Source organism: Nocardia sp. CDC153, from assembly GCF_035818515.1.
GTDB lineage: Bacteria > Actinomycetota > Actinomycetes > Mycobacteriales > Mycobacteriaceae > Nocardia.
The window spans coordinates 61364-81362 of the sequence record NZ_JAYKYU010000011.1; the positions used below are offsets into that span (position 1 = coordinate 61364).

The 19999-nt window shown below is 67.9% G+C and carries 20 protein-coding genes; 7 read left to right on the plus strand and 13 right to left on the minus strand.

What is annotated here, in order from left to right; genetic code table 11:
• Window positions 1-145: 145 nt before the first annotated feature.
• The gene (locus VMT65_RS38175; protein ID WP_442790397.1) at window positions 146-709 is read left to right on the plus strand and encodes a YdcF family protein; all 564 of its coding nucleotides are present in this window, start codon (window positions 146-148) and stop codon (window positions 707-709) included.
• Window positions 710-724: 15 nt separating this feature from the next.
• Complete coding sequence (locus VMT65_RS38180; protein ID WP_326313628.1) at window positions 725-1735, plus strand: FAS1-like dehydratase domain-containing protein; 1011 nt, start codon at window positions 725-727, stop codon at window positions 1733-1735.
• Between the two features lie 72 nt (window positions 1736-1807).
• Here the strand turns inward: VMT65_RS38180 and VMT65_RS38185 are convergent, their stop codons facing one another.
• The 7 genes from VMT65_RS38185 to VMT65_RS38215 all read right to left on the minus strand — a co-directional run bounded on the left by VMT65_RS38185 (window position 1808) and on the right by VMT65_RS38215 (window position 9024).
• Window positions 1808-3076: a PucR family transcriptional regulator gene (locus VMT65_RS38185; RefSeq protein WP_326313629.1), complete on the minus strand. Its 1269-nt coding sequence runs from the start codon at window positions 3074-3076 to the stop codon at window positions 1808-1810.
• 94 nt (window positions 3077-3170) lie between these two features.
• Window positions 3171-4412 carry a PucR family transcriptional regulator gene (locus VMT65_RS38190; protein ID WP_326313630.1) on the minus strand — a complete coding sequence of 414 codons (1242 nt, stop codon included), beginning with the start codon at window positions 4410-4412 and terminating at the stop codon, window positions 3171-3173.
• A gap of 200 nt (window positions 4413-4612) precedes the next feature.
• Window positions 4613-4843, minus strand: coding sequence for a hypothetical protein (locus VMT65_RS38195; protein WP_326313631.1), 231 nt, complete (start codon window positions 4841-4843; stop codon window positions 4613-4615).
• Between the two features lie 98 nt (window positions 4844-4941).
• Window positions 4942-6189 (minus strand): globin domain-containing protein, encoded by a 1248-nt coding sequence (locus VMT65_RS38200; protein WP_326313632.1) that lies wholly within the window; start codon window positions 6187-6189, stop codon window positions 4942-4944.
• 8 nt (window positions 6190-6197) lie between these two features.
• Window positions 6198-6656, minus strand: coding sequence for an RrF2 family transcriptional regulator (locus VMT65_RS38205; RefSeq protein WP_326313633.1), 459 nt, complete (start codon window positions 6654-6656; stop codon window positions 6198-6200).
• Between the two features lie 167 nt (window positions 6657-6823).
• Window positions 6824-8311: an NCS1 family nucleobase:cation symporter-1 gene (locus VMT65_RS38210; protein WP_326313634.1), complete on the minus strand. Its 1488-nt coding sequence runs from the start codon at window positions 8309-8311 to the stop codon at window positions 6824-6826.
• Between the two features lie 128 nt (window positions 8312-8439).
• A complete protein-coding gene (locus VMT65_RS38215; RefSeq protein ID WP_326313635.1) occupies window positions 8440-9024 on the minus strand; it encodes a hypothetical protein in 585 nt (194 codons plus the stop codon).
• A 157-nt stretch (window positions 9025-9181) separates the two neighbouring features.
• Here VMT65_RS38215 and ilvA point away from each other — a divergent pair, with 157 nt between their 5' ends.
• The gene (gene ilvA, locus VMT65_RS38220; protein WP_326313636.1) at window positions 9182-10405 is read left to right on the plus strand and encodes a threonine ammonia-lyase; all 1224 of its coding nucleotides are present in this window, start codon (window positions 9182-9184) and stop codon (window positions 10403-10405) included.
• Window positions 10406-10442: 37 nt separating this feature from the next.
• On the opposite strand, the gene VMT65_RS38225 is transcribed toward ilvA, so the two are convergent.
• Window positions 10443-10766, minus strand: a complete 324-nt coding sequence (locus tag VMT65_RS38225; RefSeq protein ID WP_326313637.1) for a DMT family transporter — start codon at window positions 10764-10766, stop codon at window positions 10443-10445.
• A gap of 160 nt (window positions 10767-10926) precedes the next feature.
• Here VMT65_RS38225 and VMT65_RS38230 point away from each other — a divergent pair, with 160 nt between their 5' ends.
• Window positions 10927-11322, plus strand: a complete 396-nt coding sequence (locus tag VMT65_RS38230; RefSeq protein WP_326313638.1) for a peptidase inhibitor family I36 protein — start codon at window positions 10927-10929, stop codon at window positions 11320-11322.
• Window positions 11323-11390: 68 nt separating this feature from the next.
• On the opposite strand, the gene VMT65_RS38235 is transcribed toward VMT65_RS38230, so the two are convergent.
• Together VMT65_RS38235 and VMT65_RS38240 are read right to left on the minus strand one after the other, a co-directional pair.
• Entirely contained in the window at window positions 11391-12188 is a 798-nt protein-coding gene (locus VMT65_RS38235) for a CPBP family intramembrane glutamic endopeptidase (protein WP_326313639.1), read from the minus strand.
• 95 nt (window positions 12189-12283) lie between these two features.
• Complete coding sequence (locus VMT65_RS38240; protein WP_326313640.1) at window positions 12284-15097, minus strand: ATP-binding protein; 2814 nt, start codon at window positions 15095-15097, stop codon at window positions 12284-12286.
• A gap of 165 nt (window positions 15098-15262) precedes the next feature.
• On the opposite strand from VMT65_RS38240, the gene VMT65_RS38245 reads away from it, so the two are divergent.
• On the plus strand, window positions 15263-15610 hold the full coding sequence (locus VMT65_RS38245) for a VOC family protein (RefSeq protein ID WP_326313641.1): 348 nt from the start codon (window positions 15263-15265) through the stop codon (window positions 15608-15610).
• Between the two features lie 42 nt (window positions 15611-15652).
• Complete coding sequence (locus VMT65_RS38250) at window positions 15653-16114, plus strand: iron chaperone (RefSeq protein ID WP_326313642.1); 462 nt, start codon at window positions 15653-15655, stop codon at window positions 16112-16114.
• 103 nt (window positions 16115-16217) lie between these two features.
• Here the strand turns inward: VMT65_RS38250 and VMT65_RS38255 are convergent, their stop codons facing one another.
• From VMT65_RS38255 to VMT65_RS38265, 3 genes are read right to left on the minus strand one after another with little or no spacing between them, the layout of a single operon-like run.
• Window positions 16218-16646: a nuclear transport factor 2 family protein gene (locus tag VMT65_RS38255; RefSeq protein WP_326313643.1), complete on the minus strand. Its 429-nt coding sequence runs from the start codon at window positions 16644-16646 to the stop codon at window positions 16218-16220.
• Window positions 16647-16676: 30 nt separating this feature from the next.
• Window positions 16677-17246 (minus strand): TetR-like C-terminal domain-containing protein, encoded by a 570-nt coding sequence (locus VMT65_RS38260; protein WP_326313644.1) that lies wholly within the window; start codon window positions 17244-17246, stop codon window positions 16677-16679.
• 4 nt (window positions 17247-17250) lie between these two features.
• Window positions 17251-17886, minus strand: a complete 636-nt coding sequence (locus VMT65_RS38265; RefSeq protein ID WP_326313645.1) for a hypothetical protein — start codon at window positions 17884-17886, stop codon at window positions 17251-17253.
• A gap of 234 nt (window positions 17887-18120) precedes the next feature.
• Here VMT65_RS38265 and VMT65_RS38270 point away from each other — a divergent pair, with 234 nt between their 5' ends.
• Window positions 18121-19704: a hypothetical protein gene (locus VMT65_RS38270; protein WP_326313646.1), complete on the plus strand. Its 1584-nt coding sequence runs from the start codon at window positions 18121-18123 to the stop codon at window positions 19702-19704.
• Window positions 19705-19999 lie beyond the last annotated feature (295 nt).

Consider the following 19999-nt stretch of genomic DNA (forward strand, 5'->3'; position numbering starts at 1 on the left):
AGGGCTGGTCACAAATCGCCGCCGCCAATTTCGGTGAATTTTCCAGATATGTCCTCGATTTCACGTGACCGCGCCTCGAGCGCCAATCATTGATATTCCGGTGGCCATGCCGGTCACCGCTCGCGTGGACGTTTTTGGAGTTTCTGTGCGCGCCTTGTCTGCCCTTTCCCACCGGCTGCGGAACGCGGCCGCGACCACCGCCCTCGCCTGCGCCGCCTTCACCGCGGCCGCGCCGGACGCCACCGCGTGCCTGCCGCCGCTCCCCCACGGTCCCGATACCGCCGTGGTCATCCTCGGCTACGGCCTGCTGCCCGACGGCGGCATGCGACCGGAGCTGATCGACCGTTTGCGCGCGGGCTATCTGGAGGCCGTGCTCTCCCCGGCCTCACCGGTCATCGTCACCGGCGGCAATCCGCGGGCGGGCGTCACCGAGGCGCGGGCCATGGCCGACTGGCTGATCGCCCGGGGCATTCCGGAGCAGCGTCTGCACCTCGAATCGGCCGCGCGCTCGACGGCCGAGAACGCCGAACTGTCCGCGGAACTCATGACCGAGATCGGCAGCCGCGACGCCGTACTGGTCACCTCCGCCGACCATCTGCCCCGCGCCCTGGCCCTGTTCACCGCGGCCGGCGTGGAGGTCTGCGACACCTACACCCCCGATGAATTGGCCGAACTGCCGACCCCGCTGCCCTTCGGGCCGCTGTCCTAGCGGAGAGGAACGACGGTGAACCGCAATACCCTGAGCACCGGCGCGGAACAGGCCCTGGCGCTGGTCGGCCGACACTACCGATGCCCGGAACCGTTCCGGGTCGAGCGGGCCCGCATTCGCGAATTCGCCCGCGCGGTACAGGCTTTCCACCCCGCCCATTGGCACGAGGGCGCGGCGGCGCGGCTGGGTTTCGACGCGGTCGTGGCCCCACCCACCTTCGCCGCGGTGGTGTGGCAGCGGGCGCGGCGCGAGATCCTCGAGAAGCTGATCACCGGCTATCGCCTGGATCGGATCGTGCACGTGGACCAGACCCTCGACCTCGCCCGCCCGCTGCTCGCGGGCGACCTGCTGACCTGCGACGTCTATTTCGAATCCTTCCGGCATTTCCGGACTTTCGACGTCCTCACCGTCACCGCGGTACTCACCGACCAGCACGGCGCGACCGTCCAAACCGGGTCCACGGCGCTGCTGGCCCGCACCCGCGACCACGAGGACGGCCCGGCCCGCGAGGCGGTCGCGCGCCCCGGCTTCGCCGAGGGCGAACCCCCGGTCGCCACCGGCCCGCGCCATACCCGCATGCCCCGCACCCGCATCGATTTCGACCGGCTCACCGTGGACGCTCCATTGCCCACCGCGGGCACCACGCTGGGTGCGCGGGATCTGACGAATTACGCACGCACCGTGTGCGATCCGGCCGACGGTTACCTCCGCCCCGGTTCTCACGGCGAAGCACCGACACTGGTGGCCCCCGGCATGCTGATCCTGGCCCTGGCCGCGGGCTATGTCACCTCCTGGACCCGAGACCCCGCCGCGGTCACCAAGTACCGAGCCGAATTCGCCAACCACGTGCACTATCTGACGGTGTCCCGCCACGATGAGGCCGAGATCGAATTCATCGGCCGGGTCGTGGCGCGCGACCAGCGCCGCCGCACCGCGACGGTCGCCATCGAGGCGAAGTCGCAGGGCCGCAAGCTGTTCGGCTACGCCAGCGCGGAAGTCAGCTTCGCACCCCCGACGGCACCCTGACCGCCGGATGGCGGGCCGCCCCGACCGCGGTCCGCCATGTCCTCGCGCGCTCAGCCGTACTGGATGACGAGCTCAGCCGACCGCCGCGTTGTTGCGGTCGGGCTCCCCAGCACCCGAATCACCCTCGCGGGCATGGATATCGGGCTCGCGGGCGGCGGCATCGGGCGTGTCGAGCCCGTGCACGAGCAGGGCCGCGCGGGCGCGGGCGATGCCTTCCGGGCAACCCAGGTCCAGGCCCGACAGGCGATGGATGCGGCGCAGGCGATGGGTGATGCTGTTGGGGTGCACGCCCAGTCGGCGCGCGGTTTCCATGCGGTCGAGACCGGTTTCTAGGAACATCACCAAGGTGCCGAGCAGCCGGGGGTTGCCGCGGATCGGGGCGAGCAGGTCGGCCAGGTGTTCGCGGGCGGGACCCGGGCGGGAGAGTTGGTATTCGACGGCGAGGTCGGGGATGCCGTAGAGGCCGGGTGGGCGGCCCAGGCCGTTCGCCAGTTCCAGCAGTTCGTGTGCGCGGGCCGCGAGCTCGGGGATCTGCTCGGTCGGCCCGGACAGCACCACCGCGGTGAGGCCCGCACCGGCCGCCTCGGTCAGGACCGCCAACGCCTGCGCGCTCATGGTGAACGCGCCCGCGAGTTCGGGTCCGGCGCTGTCGTCCAGCGGCACCAGCACGGTCCCGCCGCCGGTGGTCAGCAGCGACAGAGCCCGGGACCCGAGTGCCGATGCCAGGGCCGCCTGCACGCGGCGCAGGCGGCGCAGCGCCACCGCCTCCGCGACGCGCGGTTCCGCGTCGTCGGCCGGAATGTGCAGGGCGACAACCTGATACGCGCGGGCGATGGCGATGCCCGCGCGCCGCGCCAGCGTGGACCGGCTGTGGCCGCTCAGCAGCGCCGCGACCAGAGTCTGTGCGGCGGTTTGATGTTGACGCGCCACGAAGCGGTACTCGTCGACGTAGGCGGACGTGGATGCCAATGTCACCGCCCGCAACAGACCCAGCAGCAGGCCCGCGCGCCCGGCGCAGGCGGCGTCCACCCCGGGTGATTCGGCGACGGCCAGCTCCAGGCCGTCGTGAATGGCCTCGTGATAGCCGAGCAGGACCCGGTCGAGGCCGATGCCCTCGCGCGCCCAAGCGGCCGCCGCCTCGGCGACAGCCACCAGCCACCCGGACGGCTGGACGGGCGATCCGGACGCCGCGCGGGCGCCCGGTGCGAGACACGCGCGCACGCGGTCGTCGACATCGCCGGGCCCGGGCCATTCCGCGCCGCTGGAAAACAATTCGGCCAGTTTCGTGGCGAAGATCCGGTGGTCCGCGTCGGCGGGGTCGGCGGGCCGGGGGGATTCCATGATTTGTGGTGTGTTCAACACGCCTCCTGATTTCGGGCTCAGGCTACGAACCATCGGGGCGTATTCGCGTGCTCCACCGTCTTTTTCGGATAGTTCACAGACCACGGTCCGCATCGCTGTGATCGGAGAACGAGCGGGCGATGAGCGCGGACCGCAGCTGCCACAAATCGGCGGTCAGGGTCGGGTCGAATCCGGTGAGCTGACATATGCGTTTCAATCGGTAATCCACGGTATTGGTGTGGATGTGCATGATTCGCGCGGTGCGCTGCCGATTGAGATTGTTGCTGATATGGCATTGCAGGGTCTGCAGCAGTTCGGGATGCGCATCGAGCGGGTCCAGCAGCGCGCCCAGTGTTTCGCGACCGGGCCCGGGCCGGGTGAGCTGGTATTCCAGGGCCAGATCGGTGAATCGGTACAGCCCGGCGACGCAGTCCAGCCGCTGCACCATGTCCAGCAGTTCGTGCGCGCGGTCGGCGGCGGCCGGTATCTCCACCGGGGCGGCGATCACCAGGGCCGCGGTGACGGGAACCCGTGCCGCCGTGGAGAGTTGGGCGATCAGCTCGTCCAGGTGCTGGTCGGCCCGGGTCGTGGTGGGCACCAGGACGGTGCCGCCGTCCACGCTCAGCAGCGCCAGCGCGGTGTCCCCGCAGCGGGTCGCGAGTTCGGCCTGCAGCCGGCGCAGCTTGCGGCGCGCCACCACCTTTCCGTCCAGCCGCGGATGCCGTTCGTCCGGATGCTTCGGAATGGCAAGGGCCAGCACGTAGTACGCGTCCGCGATCTCGATGCCGCATTCGCGGGCCATGGTCGAGGTCGGGTGCCCGCCCAGCAGCGCCGAGGTGAGGGTGTGCACGGCGGTGTGGTGCTCGGAGACCACGGCCTTGTGCTCCCGGACGTAGGCGCGCGCCACGATGGCGTTGATGGTGTCCAGCATGGTCACCACGAGTTTCGCGCCCTCGAGCAGATCGTCGTGATCGCCCATGGTCGCCGTGGACATCACCCGATCCATGCCGATCTTGAAGCCCTCGTGGATCGAGTGCAGAACGGTGTCGATGGGAACGCCCTCGCGGGCCCACCCGGCCGCGGCCTCGCTCAGCCGGCCCGTCTTGGCCGGGATGTCGCGACCGTCGAGCATGCTGACCGCCAACTCCAGGCAGACGCGCGTGACGGCCGTGACATCCCCGGCGATGATGTCGCCGGGCAGGGTCGCACACGGGATGACGTTGTCGACGAAATGGCCCACCAACTGCCGGGATACCGTTCGAACATCTTGCAGCGGAGTGGACATCGGGCGACCGGAGACGGTCAGACCCACCCGCACGGTTCCGTCGGTTGTCATCGTCGACTTCCTTCCGAGCTACAACTGATCATCGGTGGATGTCGAAACTCTAAGGTGGTCCAGGACTCACCTTCTACTCTCTTTCGGAGCGACGGCTACCGACCCTCCGATCACCGGAATGACCTGCCCATTCGCTCGGTTGCCGCGACCCATGGCCACCGGCATCGGCGAACGATACTGAAATCGACTCACTTTTCGGCTCACTGCCACAGGCTGCGACAGGGCAAGGGCCGCAACCCCGCCCGCACCCGGCGATCCACGCGGACGCGGATCCCGGCCAGTGCGGCCGCGGTGGCGAATTCCCAGGCTTCGGCATCGGTGGCCGCGTATTCGAGTTCGAGGCCCTCGAGACCGGGGAACCTCACCACGACCCGATGGGTCAGCGCGCCCCGAACGACGCGGGAGGCTGTGAGTTCGACACCGGGTCTCATTACCCAACGGTAGGTCCGCCCAGCACGATCGACGCGCGACCCGCCGCGCCACTGGAGATGTCACAGTGACGCCGGGTTACACATTGTGGAAACTCAGGCTAGACCCGGGCGGGTTCCTGGTCGGCGTCCAACAGCCAGTCATTGGGGGCGAAGAGTTCGAAATGGACTCGATCGCTGGGGATTCCGGCGGACATGAGCTGGGCGCGGACGTACTGGAGGAAGCCGGTGCCGCCGCAGAGGTAGTAGTCGGCGTCGTCGGGGAGGTCGACTCGGGTCACGTCGAGCAGCCCGTGGCCGTCGGCGCGGTACCAGGCGCGGAAGTAGACGTCGTACAGGCGGGTGGCGAGATCGGCGACGGTCTCGCGCAGAGGGTGGGCGGTGGTGGAGCGGTCGGCGTGCAGGATGACCGTGCGGCGCGACGGGGTTTCGGCGGCAAGGTATTCCAGAATGCCGACCATCGGGGTGACGCCGATGCCGCCGGAGATGAGCACGACCGGCGTGGTGGCCTCGGTGTCGATGGTGAGATCACCGGCGGGCAGGGTGATTTCGAGGTGATCACCCGCACCGACCCGGTTGTGCAGCCAACCCGACACCTCACCGGCCGGGGTGTTCTCCTCGGCGAGCACCTTGCGCACCGTGAAGGCCAGGCGGCCGTCGCCGCCACGATTGACCAGGCTGTACTGCCGCAGCTGACGCGCACCGTCGGGCAGCCGCACACCGACCGAGATGTACTGGCCCGGAAGGAAACCCGGCAGCGGCCGGGCCGGATCGGTGGATTCGACCACGAAGGTGGCCACACCCGACGGATCGTCGAGGCGCTGCACCACTCGCGCTTCGCGGAACACATCACCCGGCTCGACCCCGGCGGCGTCGTAGAGTTCCCGCTCGAAATCGATGAGAGTCGTTGCCATCAGCCAATACACGCGATCCCAGGCCGCGGCGACCGGCGGGGTCACCACGTCCGCGCCCAGCACCTCCACGATCGCGGCGAACAGATGCTCGTGCACGATGCGGTATTCGGGCTCGGTGACGCCGAGCGAGACATGCTTGTGCCCGATGCGGGACAACAGTTCTCGCGGATGCGGCAGGGCCGGATCGACCAGGTGGGTGGCGAAGGTGGCGATGGAGGCGGCGAGCGCCTTCTGCTGCGCGCCCTGGTGCTGATTGCCGCGATTGAAGCGGTCGCGCAACAGCTCCGGGTGCGCGGTGAACATCTTGGTGTAGAACAGCGGGGTGATCCGATCGATGTGCGCGCCCACCAGCGGCAGGGTCGCGCGAATCACCTCGGCGTGCTCGGGCTCCAGCTCGGGAACATGGTTCAGCGTGGAATCCGGCGCGAGCCTCATGAGGTCTCCTAGCTGTCGATGAGAGATGCCACCGGGAATACCGGCGCGTGCAGCAGCTCCACCGTGCGCTGATCGACCAGATCCGCGAGCAGGTACCGATCGAGTTCGGCGTAGAAGGCCTGCTGCGCGGTCGCGAGCACTCCCCGCAAACGGCAGGCATTCGCAATCGGGCAAGGATTGTCGCCCACACACTCGATGACTTCGTTATCGCATTCGAGCTGCCGGACAATGGTGCCGATGGTCGTGGTCCGTCCGGCCTCGGTCAGGAAGATCCCGCCGGTGCGCCCGCGCTGCGACTCGACATAGCCGAGTTCGGCGAGCCGGGAGACGGCCTTGGCGACATAGTTCTCGGAGGCGTTCACCTGTCGCGCAATCAGTTTCACGGTGACTCGCTCCTCGGCCCCACTGCTGACCGCCAGGCGCATGAGCGACCGCAAGCCGAGATCTGTGAACCGGGAGAGCTGCATGAGATCAACGGTACTAATTCCGTTTCCGAAAAGCATATTTTCCGGCTGTGCTCTTTAATACCCCGGACAGTGCGGATTATGTAGCGCGAAACACAATGGGAGAAGGACATTTATCACTAGACAGCAAATCCCTGGCAGCGGCGACTCCGCTACCAGGGATCTCACCTCTACACCGTGGCCATGAGCTTTGTGCGCGTGGCCAGGCCGTAGTAGATGACCAGCGCCAGCCCGCACCCGATGAACCAGCTGTACTGCGCGGCGGTGTGCATCCCGTACACATCCTTGGCCAGCACCGGGAACACCGCCGCGATGGCCCCGACCACCGTGGCGATCACCGCGACCGGATTGAATCCCCCGCGATACCAGTACTTTCCGGTCTCGGCCATGGTGAACAGCGCGTCCACCGCGATCTCCCGCTTGCGCACCAGGTAGTAGTCTGCGATCAGCACTCCGAACAGCGGCCCGATGAACGCGCCCAGCACCTCGAGGGTGTAGTGGATGACGTCGGGGTTGTTGTACAGATTCCACGGCGTGATCAGCACCGACCCGACCGCCGCGATCATCCCGCCCATCCGCCAGCTGATCTTCTGCGGGCTCACGTGCGAGAAGTCGAAGGCCGGGGAGATGAAGTTGGCGACGATATTGATGCCGACGGTGGCGATGGTGAAGGTCAGCGCGCCCAGCACGATGGCGAAGGTGGAGTCGATGCGCGAGACCGTCTCGACCGGGTCGGTGATGAGTTCGCCGTACACCGGGATGGTCAGCGACGCCGTGATCACCACCAGCAGCGAGAACGCCAGGAAGTTGACGGGCAGTCCGAGCAGGTTGCCGCGCTTCACCGCGGCCATGGACTTGCTGTAGCGGGAGAAGTCGCCGAAGTTCAGCATGGGCCCGCAGAAGTAGGACACGACCAGCGCGATCGCGCCCAGGACCACCGGCAGCGCGTCCCAGCCGTGGTATTTCACCGAGCCCAGCTGCAGGTTGATCGAGCCCCATCCGGCCTTGTAGATCAGGTACCCGCACAGGAAGAACATCACGACATATACGGCGGGACCGCAGAAGTCGATGAACTTGCGGATCGACTCCATCCCCTGCCAGAACACGGCGGCCTGCACCACCCACAGCACCAGGTAGGCGCACCAGCCCAGCAGCGACAGTCCGAGGAATCCGTAGTCGCGCGAGACCGCGTAGGGCGCGAGGCTCGGGAACAGCTTGACCGCCACCACGATCAGCGCCGCCGAGGCCAGATAGGTCTGAATCCCGTACCAGGCCACCGCGATCAGACCGCGAATGATGGCCGGGATATTGGCACCGCGCACCCCGAAGGCGCTGCGGCACATCACCGGATACGGCACGCCCGCGCGCTGGCTGGGCGCGGCCACCAGATTGCACAGAAAATATACGATCGTGATGCCGATGAGCAGCGCGGCCAGCACCTGCCAGCCGGCCAGGCCGAGCGCGAAAAGGCTGCCCGCCGTGACGTATCCGCCGACGCTGTGCACATCCGACATCCAGAACGCGAAGATGTGGTACGCGCCCCAGGTCTGCTTCTTCAGCGGGGCGAGATCGTCATTGGTGAGCCGGGGGTCGTAGTCTGGAGCGGATTCCGCCGCAGGGGATTCCGCGGTTGTCGCGGGCGAGACGATATCGGTCATGGGGTGCATCCGATCAGGGAGCCGAACGTGGTGGGCTCAAGGTAGGAAAAGGCCGTTGCCCTCGGATTGCTTTTCGGTTTCCCGGCTATTGCGTGACCCATATATCTTTCGGCCGGTCGACAGGAATCTCACATCATGCTCGCGCTGAGCGTCCCGACGCCGGTGGGCACGCCCGGTCCGAGACAGCCCATCACCATCTGCGGGGTCATCATCTCGTAGGTGGCGCTGACCCGAACCCGATTGCCGAGCCCGAAACCGTCCACCACCTGCAGCGGCCCGACCGTCGGCTGCGCCATGCCGACCGGCCAGGGGCCCCAGAGCGTACTCGAATCGCCATTGTCCCAATTGATCCAGACGGTGAGCGGGCCGTCGGCCGGGTGCATGCAGTCCGACCAGGCGATGTGCTGGCCGGTGAAGGTCGCCGAGGTGATGCCCGGGTAGCCGGTGCAGCCCCACAGGCGGCCCACCGAATTGAAGGTGAGCAGGGTCGGGGTCATGGTGATCGCGCCATCGACCGCGGTCCAGCGGAAGTCGCCGCCACTGCAGCTGCCGATCGAATCGGCGTGCGCGGGCGCGGCGGTGAGGGGCGCGATGGCCGAGACCGCGGAAACGGTCAGGGCGGCCATGACTTTCGCGATCGACCCCGCTTTCGCGATCGACCCGGCTTTCACGACCGAACGGGCGGTGGCGACCGCGGGCACGATCCTGCGCATGGCTGACCTCTCTGGCGGGCGGATGGCGCGAAAAGGCTGCTGAACTGCGACGATCGCAGTGAACATAAACCCGCCGCGGGCTCGCGCCCCGGATTGCCGGTCACACGCCGTGTCTGTTTACCGCCGACCGGCGACACAGGAGTGAATCCCTGGCAACATGGCCGCCATGGAGCTCATGGCGCGGATCGAAGCGGCGGCGACCCTGCTGGCACCGGTGATTCGGCGGACGCCCGTGGTGGCGTCGCGGGTGCTGTCGGAGCGCATCGGTCACGAGGTGTTCTTGAAATGCGAGAACCTGCAGCGCACCGGCTCGTTCAAACCGCGCGGGGCCTACAACCGGATCGCGAATCTGTCCGAGGGCGAGCGGGCGCTGGGTGTGGTGGCGGCCAGCGCGGGCAATCACGCCCAGGGTGTGGCCTGGTCGGCGACCTCGCTGGGGATCGAGTCGACGGTGTTCATGCCGGTCGGGGCGTCGCTGCCGAAACTCATGGCCACCAAGGCCTATGGGGCGACCGTCTACCAGGTCGGCGACACCATCGACCAATCCCTGTCCGCCGCACGGGAATTCGCCGAGAACACCGGGGCGACGCTGGTGCATCCGTTCGACCACCTCGACATCGTGGCCGGGCAGGCCACCTGCGGGCTCGAAATCCTGGATCAGCTACCGGATGTCGGCACGGTGCTGGTGCCCACGGGTGGCGGTGGACTGCTGGCCGGTGTGGCCGCCGCACTGCAACGGTTGAAGCCCCAGGTGCGGGTGATCGGCGTGCAGGCCGCGGAGGCCGCCGCCTGGCCCGCGTCGCTGGCGGCGGGCAAGCCGGTGGCCCTGGAGCAGATGGCGACCATGGCCGACGGTATCGCGGTCGGACTGCCCGGCGAGGTGCCCTTCGAGCACATCGTGGCGAGCGCGCCCACCATCGTGACGGTCGACGAGGACGCGCTGTCCAAGGCGCTGCTGCTGTGCATGGAACGCGCGAAGCTCATTGTCGAGCCCGCCGGCGCCGCGGCCGCCGCGGCCCTGATGGCTTGCGCCCCGGGCGAACTCGCCGTCGAGGGCCCGGTGTGCGCCATCCTGTCCGGCGGCAATATCGATCCCTTGCTGCTGACCCGGGTCATCGGCCACGGTCTCAGCGCGGCGGGCCGCTACCTGGCCGCCCGCGTCACCATCTCCGACCGCCCCGGCAGCCTCTCGCGCCTGCTGGCCGAGCTGGGCCGCACCGGCGCGAGCGTGCTGGACGTGGTCCACTCCCGCACCGGCGCGTGGCTGGCCATCGACGAGGTGGAGGTCCTGCTCACCCTCGAAACCCGCGGCCCCACCCACCGCGACGAGGTCCTCGACGCGCTGGAGACCGCCGGATACGTGGTGCGCGTACAGGATTGACCGTGACTTCTCCGGAACTCGGTGCTTCCCGACAAACTCAGTGCGCCCCACCCAGTTCCAGCGCCAACACCCCCGCGATGACGAGCACGATTCCGCCGATCTGCACCGGCGTGATGTGCTCGTCCAGAAACAGCGCCCCGATGGTCGCCACCGCCACCACGCCCACCGCCGACCAGATCCCGTACGCCACCCCGATGGCCATCCCCCGCTTCAACGCCTGCGACAGGAAGTAGAACGCCGCCCCGTATCCGATCACCACGATGATCGAGGGCACCAGCTTGCTGAACCCTTCCGAGATCTTGAGCGACACCGTCGCCGTCACCTCACACGCAATGGCCAATCCCAGCAGCACCAAGGTCATAGCCGAAGGATAGCTACGCGTCGCCGATCGGCTTCCGCGCCATCGCGAATCCCGGTTTCTGACCTGCGTGATTAGTCGACTATTGGTCGTTCGTTGGTCGGGCCGGTCAGGGTGAGGCAAGCCGGGAAGGCTACTTATGACAGGTAAGAAGGGGACCATTATGAGGAACATTCACCGGGCCAAGAGCATTCGGGGAGCCGTAGCGGCCGCCGTGCTGACCGTGGGGACGGTCGCGGGTGGTGCGGTCGTCGCGGCCGCCCCGGCCTCGGCGGCGGGCTACGACTGCCCGGGCGGCACATTCTGTGGTTGGGACAATGTCGACGGCACCGGCAGCATGGTCGTCCAGGTCGACAGCGGCTGCTTCCTGCACGACATCGGCAATGCCGGGTACGGCGACCGCCTGGTGTCGTACTGGAACCGCACCGGCAAGACCGTCGACGTCCTGAACTGGAACGGCAGCAATTGGGAGCTGCTCGCCCACGTGCCCGACGCCACTCGCGCCACCCTGCCGGTCTACGCCCAGCGCAAGGCCGACGCGGTCAAGGTGTGCGGCTGACCCTCGACACCCGATTGTGCGACGCGGCCCGAATGCCGCGTCGCACACGTGTTTTCGGAGGCGGGGTCTCACACCAGATTCAGGACGACGGCGAGGGCGCCGAAGGCCGCCATGGTCGAGGTCACGCCGACGTGCATGCCGATCGACACGCGGATGTCCCGGTGCCGCCAGGCGAGCCAGAATCCCGGGAACATGAACAACACCCGCGAGACGAACACCCACGGTGTCCAGAAGTGGTAGAGCGAGAACAGGATCGCGCTGACCACCGGCGCCCAGCCGCCCAGATGGGCCAGGCGGGGCAGCAGGAAACCGCGGAAGTACAGCTCCTCGATCAGCGGGAGGGACAGGCCGGTCAACGGCAGGCAGATCAGCATCGTGACGACCATGGTCGAGTGCGAGTACCCGTCCATGAATCCGGTGAAGCTGCCCGCGCCGGAGGTGAAGGGGACCCAGCCGAAGAAATGGTGGAGGAAGAAGCGATTCACCGGTCCGGTGACGACGCTCAGCACCGTCATCCACACGATGAGCGGGACGACCAGCGCCACCAGCTTTCCGCGCGGCAGCGGTCGGTCGATGTAGCGCAGCGCGGCGAGGGACGGGCGGCCCTCGACCCGGCGACCCAGCCACAGCAGTCCCAGCAGGATCGGTATCAGCACCAGGCACAGGGCGATTGCCCACCCCAGCAGGGTCGGGTAGTGAATGGCCCGGATGAACGGTTGCCCGATGAGCAGATACGCGGCGACGATCAGGGCCCCGGGCAGCAGGTGCAGGACGACCGACAGCGGCAGCGAGTGACGGTCGCTCAGCAGCCGCGCGACCAGCTCGTTCCGGGTCGCCGCGGCGGGGGTCATGCTGTTGTTCGACATGTCGACCACCGTGCCCGGACCGCCTGCCACGGAGCTGATACGGGCCTGACACCCGCGCCGACCTGCCACCGCGCGAACCGATTCCCGACGCCGAGCTACAGGTGCACGGGTGTGGACATCGGGGCCAGGCCGAGTTCGGTGATAGTGGTCGCGCCCCGGACCGCTTCGTCGCCACCCGCGAGGATTCTCGTGCGGGCCGACTGGTAGACGCAGCCCGCGGCGTCGAAAGCGGTTGTGGTGGACAGCAGTCGGTCGCGATCGTGGGTCAGCAGGGCCTCGGTGCGGTCGATGATGGCGGTCGCCACCGGGTTTGCGGCGACCGCCGGGCGGGCTTGGGCGAGATCGGTTGCGGCGGTCGGCGTTCCGGCGAGTGCGGCGGCCTCGGCGTGCAGGGCCACGTACCAGGGGAACCACGCGCCCGCGACCCGGGTCCGGGCCTCGGCGCTCGTCAGCGCGGTGCGTTCCAGGGCGTCGATCGGCTGGCCGTGGTGCAGCATCAGCAGGGCGTCGAAGACCGCCTGGTAGCCGTCGGTGTCCGAGGCGGGGGTGTCGAGTTGCTGTAGGACGCCGGTCCATTCGCGTTCGGCGTCGAAGTCGTCGCGCAATCCGTGAATCATGCGGACACCGGCCACCGCCGCGCCCAGCGCCGACCGGGCCGGGCGGTCCTCGCGCTGCCACGCCTCGAGAAAACGCGCGCCGTGCGTGAGCACCTCATCCACATTGCCCGCCAAAGCATCCGCCACCAGCAGCCGACTGGTCGCCGTGTGTCCGACCTCCGCCAACATCGGATGCTCGGCCAACTGCCGCGCCCACCGCCGCGCGCCCGAGAAGTCTCCCGCGCCGAGCCCGAATTCGGTGGCCTGCCCGAGCGCATCGAGCAACTCGAGGGTGCCCACCGGCGTATCGGGCGTGGTGGACAACAGCCGAATCCGCTGCCGCGCGGTGGCCGCCGCGCCCGCGAGATCCCCACCCCGACTCCGAGCGGCCGCGAGCGTATCCAGCGCCGCGGACTCGGCAAACGGATCACGGACCGCCCGCGCCAACTCGACCGCCCGCTCGGCCCGCGAAACCGATTCCGCCGCCGAACCTTCGGAGACTTCCAGGTCCACACCGAACGGATCCGACAAGACGGCGGCCTCCGCGACGGCGATGGCCGCGCGAGCGATGCCCGTGGATTCGGAGTCGACGTCCTCGGTCAACCGCTGCGCTTCGGCAATGAGCGCGACGAGCTCCTCGCGGGCGGGCAGATGCTCGAATCTGTCCCAGAAGCGATGGGCGGCGGCCGCGGCGTTGGCCAGGTCGGTGGCGGCGGCCACGGAATCGCCCGCGCGGCGGGCGAAGTCGGCGGCATCGCGGTAGAGGCGGTACATGTCGTCGCCGTTGCCCTGGCATCCGGCGGCCGCGGCGGCGTGGCGCAGGAGTTCGGCGGAGGTCGACGGGTCGTCGCAGAAGTAGGCGGCTTGTTGGTAGCGCCACTGGGATTCGCCGGTGAAGTGGCGGGCGAACAGCAGGTGCGCGAAGTGTCGCGCCAGGCCGTGTGCCTCGGCTCGCCGATCGGGTTGTTCGGCGGCCCAGCCGAGCGCCACGCGGAAATCGTCTGCGACGGAGTCGAATCGGGGACGCGAGTCGGTGCGAGCCGTGGACAGTTCGCTCGCCGCGGTCAGACACCAGCGGAGGTGAGCGGCCCGGGTGTCTGCGATCTCGCCGGCTGCCTCGAGCTGTTCGAGCCCGTACTGACGAATGGTCTCGAGCGCGCGGAATTGGGTTCCGATCGGCGTGTCCGCCACCACGAGCAGGCTCTGTTCCGCGAGCCGCGCCAATCCGGCTGCGACCACGCCCTTTTCGACGCCCGCGACCGCGGCGGCGGCCTCGACCGGGAAGGCGGTCATGAAGACCGAGATTCGGCGCAGCAACACCCGATCCTCGGGCTCGAGCAGGGCGTGACTCCAATCCAGCGCGGCGCGCACCGAGCGGTGCCGGTCGTCGGAGCGCGCGCCGCCCTCCAGCATGCGCAGCTGATCGTCCAAACCGGCTGCGAGACCGTCCAGTCCGAGGGTGGTCCAGCGGGCGGCCGCCAGCTCGATGGCCAGCGCCACGCCGTCGAGGCGCTCGCAGAAGCCCGCGACCTGATCGCGCATGGCGTGGTTGGGCGGCCAGCCGCCCGCCGCCGCGCGATCCATGAAAAGCTCGACCGCGTCCGAACCGCCCTCCCCCGCCAGCGACATCGGCGGCACGGCGTACGCGCGTTCGAACGGCACCATGAGCCGCGCGCGACTGGTCGCCAATACGCTTACACCCGGGCATGATTCGAGCAGCTGCTCCAGGAACGGCGCGACGCCGTCCCGCACGTGTTCGCAATTGTCCAGCACCAGCAGCGCGTTCCGGTCCGCGAGGGTGGACAGTACGGCGCGATCGAAGGCGCGGCCCGGCTGTTCCCCGATACCGAGCGCCATGGCTACGGTGCCCGCGACCACGCAGACGTCGGGGCTGGCGAGCGGCACCAGGTCGACGAACCACACGCCGTCGGCGAATTCGGCGGCCACCTCAGACGCCACCGCGAGCGCGAGCCGCGTTTTACCCACCCCGCCCGGCCCGACCGCGGTCACCTGCCGCTGCGTCTTGATCAGTTCCGCCAGCTCGGCCCGCTCACGCGAACGACCGATGAACGAGGTCAACGGCTTCGGCAGCGCGGGCGCGGGTCGCGGGCTCGCGGGACGCGACGCGGCGGCCCGCTGGGCCAGCGCCCGGCGATCGGGCACATCCAGCTTCCGCAGCAGCGACGACACGTGGCTCTCCACCGTACGCACCGAGATGAACAGTCGCGCACCGATCTCGGCATTGCTGAGATGCTCGCCGACCAGCTCGAGCACCTCGGCCTCGCGGGTGGAGATTTCCAACGTCACAGCCATGGAGTCAGTCTGCCGCACGACCCCGCCGCGCACGGTACGGACGGATACCGAATGGCACTCCGTGGTGGATTCCGTGGTCACCACGGATGTGACCGCACCCCGGTCGAAGCGAAGCTGAATGCACACCGGGATCAACCCGAAAAAGACCGCCGAACAGGAGAGATCATGACCACGATGGGCATCAGGACGGTCCTGCACCCCGTCTCCGATCTGGCCGCCGCCAAGACCGTGTACGCCGCGCTGCTGGGCATCGACCCGCAAACCGACTCCCCGTACTACGTCGGCTTCGAGGCCGAGGGCCAGCACATCGGCCTGGTGCCCGAGGGCGGCCCACAGTCCATGACCAACCCCGTCTCCTACTGGCACGTCACCGATATCGAGGCGAAGCTGGCCGCCCTCACCGCCGCGGGCGCCACCGTCGAGCAGCCCGCCCGCGAAGTGGGCGGAGGCCGCCTGGTCGCCACCGTCGCCGACATCGACGGAAACATCCTGGGCCTCATCCAGGACCGCTGACCCTCACTCCCCCACTCGCCAACTCTCACAAAGGATTCCATCATGGCCACCAAGTCCGCCACCGCCCAGAAGACCGCCGTCACCTTCAGCGCCGAAGAGCGCGCCGCCATGAAGAGCCATGCCGCGGAACTGAAGGCCGCCGCCCGCCGCGCCAAATCCGCCAATGCCGCGGCCGAGGCCGAGCAGGAAGTGCTCGCCAAGATCGCCGAAATGACCGGCGCGGACCACGAAATCGCCAGTGCCCTGCACACCCTGATCAAATCCGTGGCCCCCCAACTCACCTGCAAGACCTGGTACGGCATGCCCGCCTACCTGCTCGACGGCAAGATCCTCTGCTTCTACCAGGCCGCCAGCAAGTTCAAGACCCGCTACGGCACCCTGGGCTTCAACGACATCGCCAGCCTCGACGACGGCGACGCCTGGCCCACCCACTTCGCCCTGCGGGCCATGACCCCGAAGGTCGAAGCCCAGATCACCGAAACCCTCCGCAAGGCCCTGTGCTGACTTCGCCGAATCCGATTGCCCGCCACCGTGACTCGGCGGCGGGCAATCGGTCGTTCACCGGGGTATCCCAACCTGCGGTGTAATCGTTGGGTTGGTCTCGGATCTACGCCAGTCGGGTGGGCAGTGGGGCGAGGCTGTAGTTCTGCCAGACGTAGTTGTCCATCTGATGCTGGTCGCCGGACAGGTTCACCACGCGGTCGACCTTGCCGTCGGCGTCGAAATGCCACACCAGGGCCCAGATGGTGTCGACCGCGCCGTTTCCAGCGGTGGAGTAGCCGCGGTGGATGTCGACGACATAGTCGTCATTGGCTTCCAGGAAGAACGTCTCGGCCTTCATTCCGGCCTTGGACAGCTGATTGAAGAACTCGACCACCTCGTCGATTCCGTGTTTGGTGCCCGAAAGCGGGTGGCGGCCCGGAATGGTCCAGGTGATGTCGTCGGTGAGGACGGCGCGCATACCGTCGAGGTCGTAGCGGGCGTAGGCGTCGAAGAAGGCGGCGATGGCGGCGATCTTCGGATCTTGTGCGGTCACGATTTCTCTCTATCTACCGGTGTGCCATGGTCATTCAGTGCGCTGGTACGAAAACTGGCTGTGCAGCGCGTCTTGCAGCCGTTCGAAGGTGTCGTCCACCGATTCGGGAAGCCCGAAGCCACCGGCGATTTCGAGGGTGACCATGCCGTGGCACACGGTGCGGACCATGCGGACCGCGTGGACGAGGTCGCTCTCGGCGAGCTGGTAGCCGCGCAAGGCGGCGGTGAGTACTTGGTAGGCGCGGCCGGCGGCCGCGAGGTAGGTGTCATCGTCGGCGTCGGGCGCGACGATGCCCGCGGCGTAGCGGCCGGGACGGGCGCGCGCGTAATCACGGTAAGCGGTGCAGATCGCGCGCAACGCGTCGCGACCGGACAGACCGGCGGTCGCATCGGCGAGAGCCGTCGCCAGCTCCCCGACCGACACGATCGCCAGCTCACGCTTGACTGCCTCGAGATTGTCGATGTGCTTGTAGAGACCGGGAAGAGAGACACCGCACCGCTGCGCCACCGCGGCCAGCGTGAGCCGTTCCAGCCCCACTTCATCGGCCACCGCGGCGGCTTCGGCGATGATCCGCTCCGGCGTCAGCCCCACGCGCGCCATCTGCTCACCGACCCTTGCGGCCCAGCACGACGCCGGTCCCGGTGATGACGACCAGCAGCAGAGGCCCGGACACATAGGCCAGCGTCGCAAGACCTTGGATCAGCAACAGATACCCGATCCCCGAGGCCACGATCGCCACCGCCATGGCAATGGCAGCGACATCGAGCCAGCGCGGCAGCACCCGGCTTCGCGCCGCGGCGACGCCCAGCCCCGCCAGCAGGAACATCTTCACCCCGTCCAACCGATTCACCGATTCGAAGAGCGCATGCGCGACATCGGCCGATCCGGTGCGGGCGAGCGCGAGCCCGAGCAGAAACTGCGCGAACGAAATCAACGCCGCCCCACCTCCACTCACAGCGGCGAACCGCGCGGTCAGCGGCGAACGCGCGGCACGGGCCAACGCCACCGACACCACCGCCAGCCCGATCGCGGGCAGCCCCTCGGTCAGGAGGAACTGGGCGGCAACCACACCGGCATGCCCTGACAGTTCACGCACGATCTCCTCACCGGAATCGGCGAAGACCGGAGCGGGCGCACCCACCGACAGCCCCGCGATCCAGGAGACCGAATAGGCGATACCGACAGCAGCGGGAACGGAGGCGAGGACGTCACGACGAAAGTGGGCGACAGTGGTGGACATGATGACAACTCCGGTCTAGTTAACTTGATTAACCTCCAAGTTAGTCTTATTAACTTCATGCCGCAAGGGGTGGCTCCGGCCACCTTCCCCGGCCGCATGCGTGACACCCGCAATAGATGGCACGCGGGCCGGTCGTCCTCGAGGTGATGGGCATTGTCTTGTCCGCGAACATGACTCGGACTATGGTGTGGCCGTGATCTCTACTCATGGAAAGGGCGCGATGCGCCCCTGCCGGTGACCCCCGGCCAGTGGTCGGCTCCCGAAACCCCGGATGCCCGAACCACTTTTCTCTCCCACGCCCTCAGCCTCACGGCATTGCACGGCCCCGGCCCGTGGCCGAACGGCGGCAGCCCACTCCCGGACGAGCAATCCGCCGAATCGCAATTCCTGAATTCGACCGTTCTCGACGGCATTCGAACCCATCACGGCGGTGCGGCCAGCGAGTCCCCACCCGTCAACGCCTTGATCGATGCAATCACCGCGGTGCTTGCGACACCCGAGGGCGAATCCCTGACCGCCCTGCACGATCAGCTCGCGGATTACGAGGCGCTGGATGTCGCCGACGACCTGGTCGAAGCGCTGGGGACCCTCGATTCGCCACGGGAGGATCTGCGCTCCCTGGCGCGGTGGCTCGCCGAACACGGCACGCGCCGCAACGCGGTAGCACTCGGCATTGTCATGTTGGGTGTGGCAGGCGATGCCCGCGATCAGGAATTGCTGTCGCTCCTCGGTGCTTTGGAGGACCTGACCCTCTATGCCGTTGTCGCACTGGCCAATACCCAGCCCGATCGCGATCAGGCGATCCACCGGCTGGCATGTCGTGTCGACGGCTGGGGTCGCATTCACGCCGTCGAGCGGCTGCGACGAACCCAGGACCCCGACATCAAGTCCTGGCTGCTGCGCGAGGGCTTCCGCAATCGAATCATGAACGAGTACCTCGCCCACATCGCCGCCACCGCGGGCGATCTCCACAATGCCTTGCTCGAACCGGACATCGACCCCGAACTCCTCGACGGCGCAGCCGAAATCCTCGACGCGCTCGTCTCCTGGGGTGGTCCGGCCGCCGATATCCGCCACTATCCCGATGCCCTCCCCGTCCTCACCAGATTCGGGGAATTACTCGCCGCCACAGCTCCGAACTTGACCCGGATCGGTGCCGCCCGGCGCGTGAAATCGCTACTGCTCAGGGAGCTTCCACCCGAACTGGCGTGGTCGCCCGCCGACGTCTCACACCTTCTCGACCGATACACCGCGCTACTCGCGCAACCCGACTGGTTCGATCACGTCCGGAACTCCTTGACCCATCCGGCCGATGACCACGACTTCAACCGGGCCCTCGCGAGCGCGGCGGACGTCGGCATCGACGCGTATCCGCACGCCCTGGCACGCCTGCGGCGACCTCCCCACCATGGGTATGTCTGGCAATGGGTAGCCAATCACACGCCCGAGCCCGAGTACCCGGACCTTGTCCGTCTGGCCTGCCAATTGCTGCCCTTGGACGAGATCGCCTCGGGTCCGGAACCAGGTGGAGGGTTCTGGTCTTCGACCGAGGAGCACATCCTCGAGATCCTTCTAGGTCACGTCGTCCCCACCGTGGAACCAGCCGACGCTCTGCCATTGATCCGAACCGCGCTCCGCGCAGCCGGTGTACGACTGCGCCGCATCGGCTTACGAGCTCTGGACCAGTTGTACGGTCAGGCCCTGCCTGCCGACTGCCGCTCCCTGGTCAGCGAGGCCATGGCGATCGAACCGGACGACAAGCTGCGCGCCGAGTTCGCTGACGTGCTGGAACGGACCAAACCGGGCGACGAGAAATAAATGGGATGCGGTGGATGTGCGCTCGTGGTTACAGTGCTCAGCATGTGGCTGTTCTTGTTCTCCTGAGCGCGATTCGCTAATTCCCGATCTCGACCGGCGGCTTACCGGTTAGTCGGTCACGCATATTTCTAGGAGGACTCATGCCTGAGCGTTTTCCGCTGCCCGAAATCCCCTCTGAACAGCCCGCCGATCAGTCGCTTTCGCGGCGCGAACGGCGGGGTAAGGGAAAGAAGCAGCAACAGCCGGGCGCGAATGGGAAGGTGCACGGCGTTGGACGTGCGGCCGTACCCGCCGC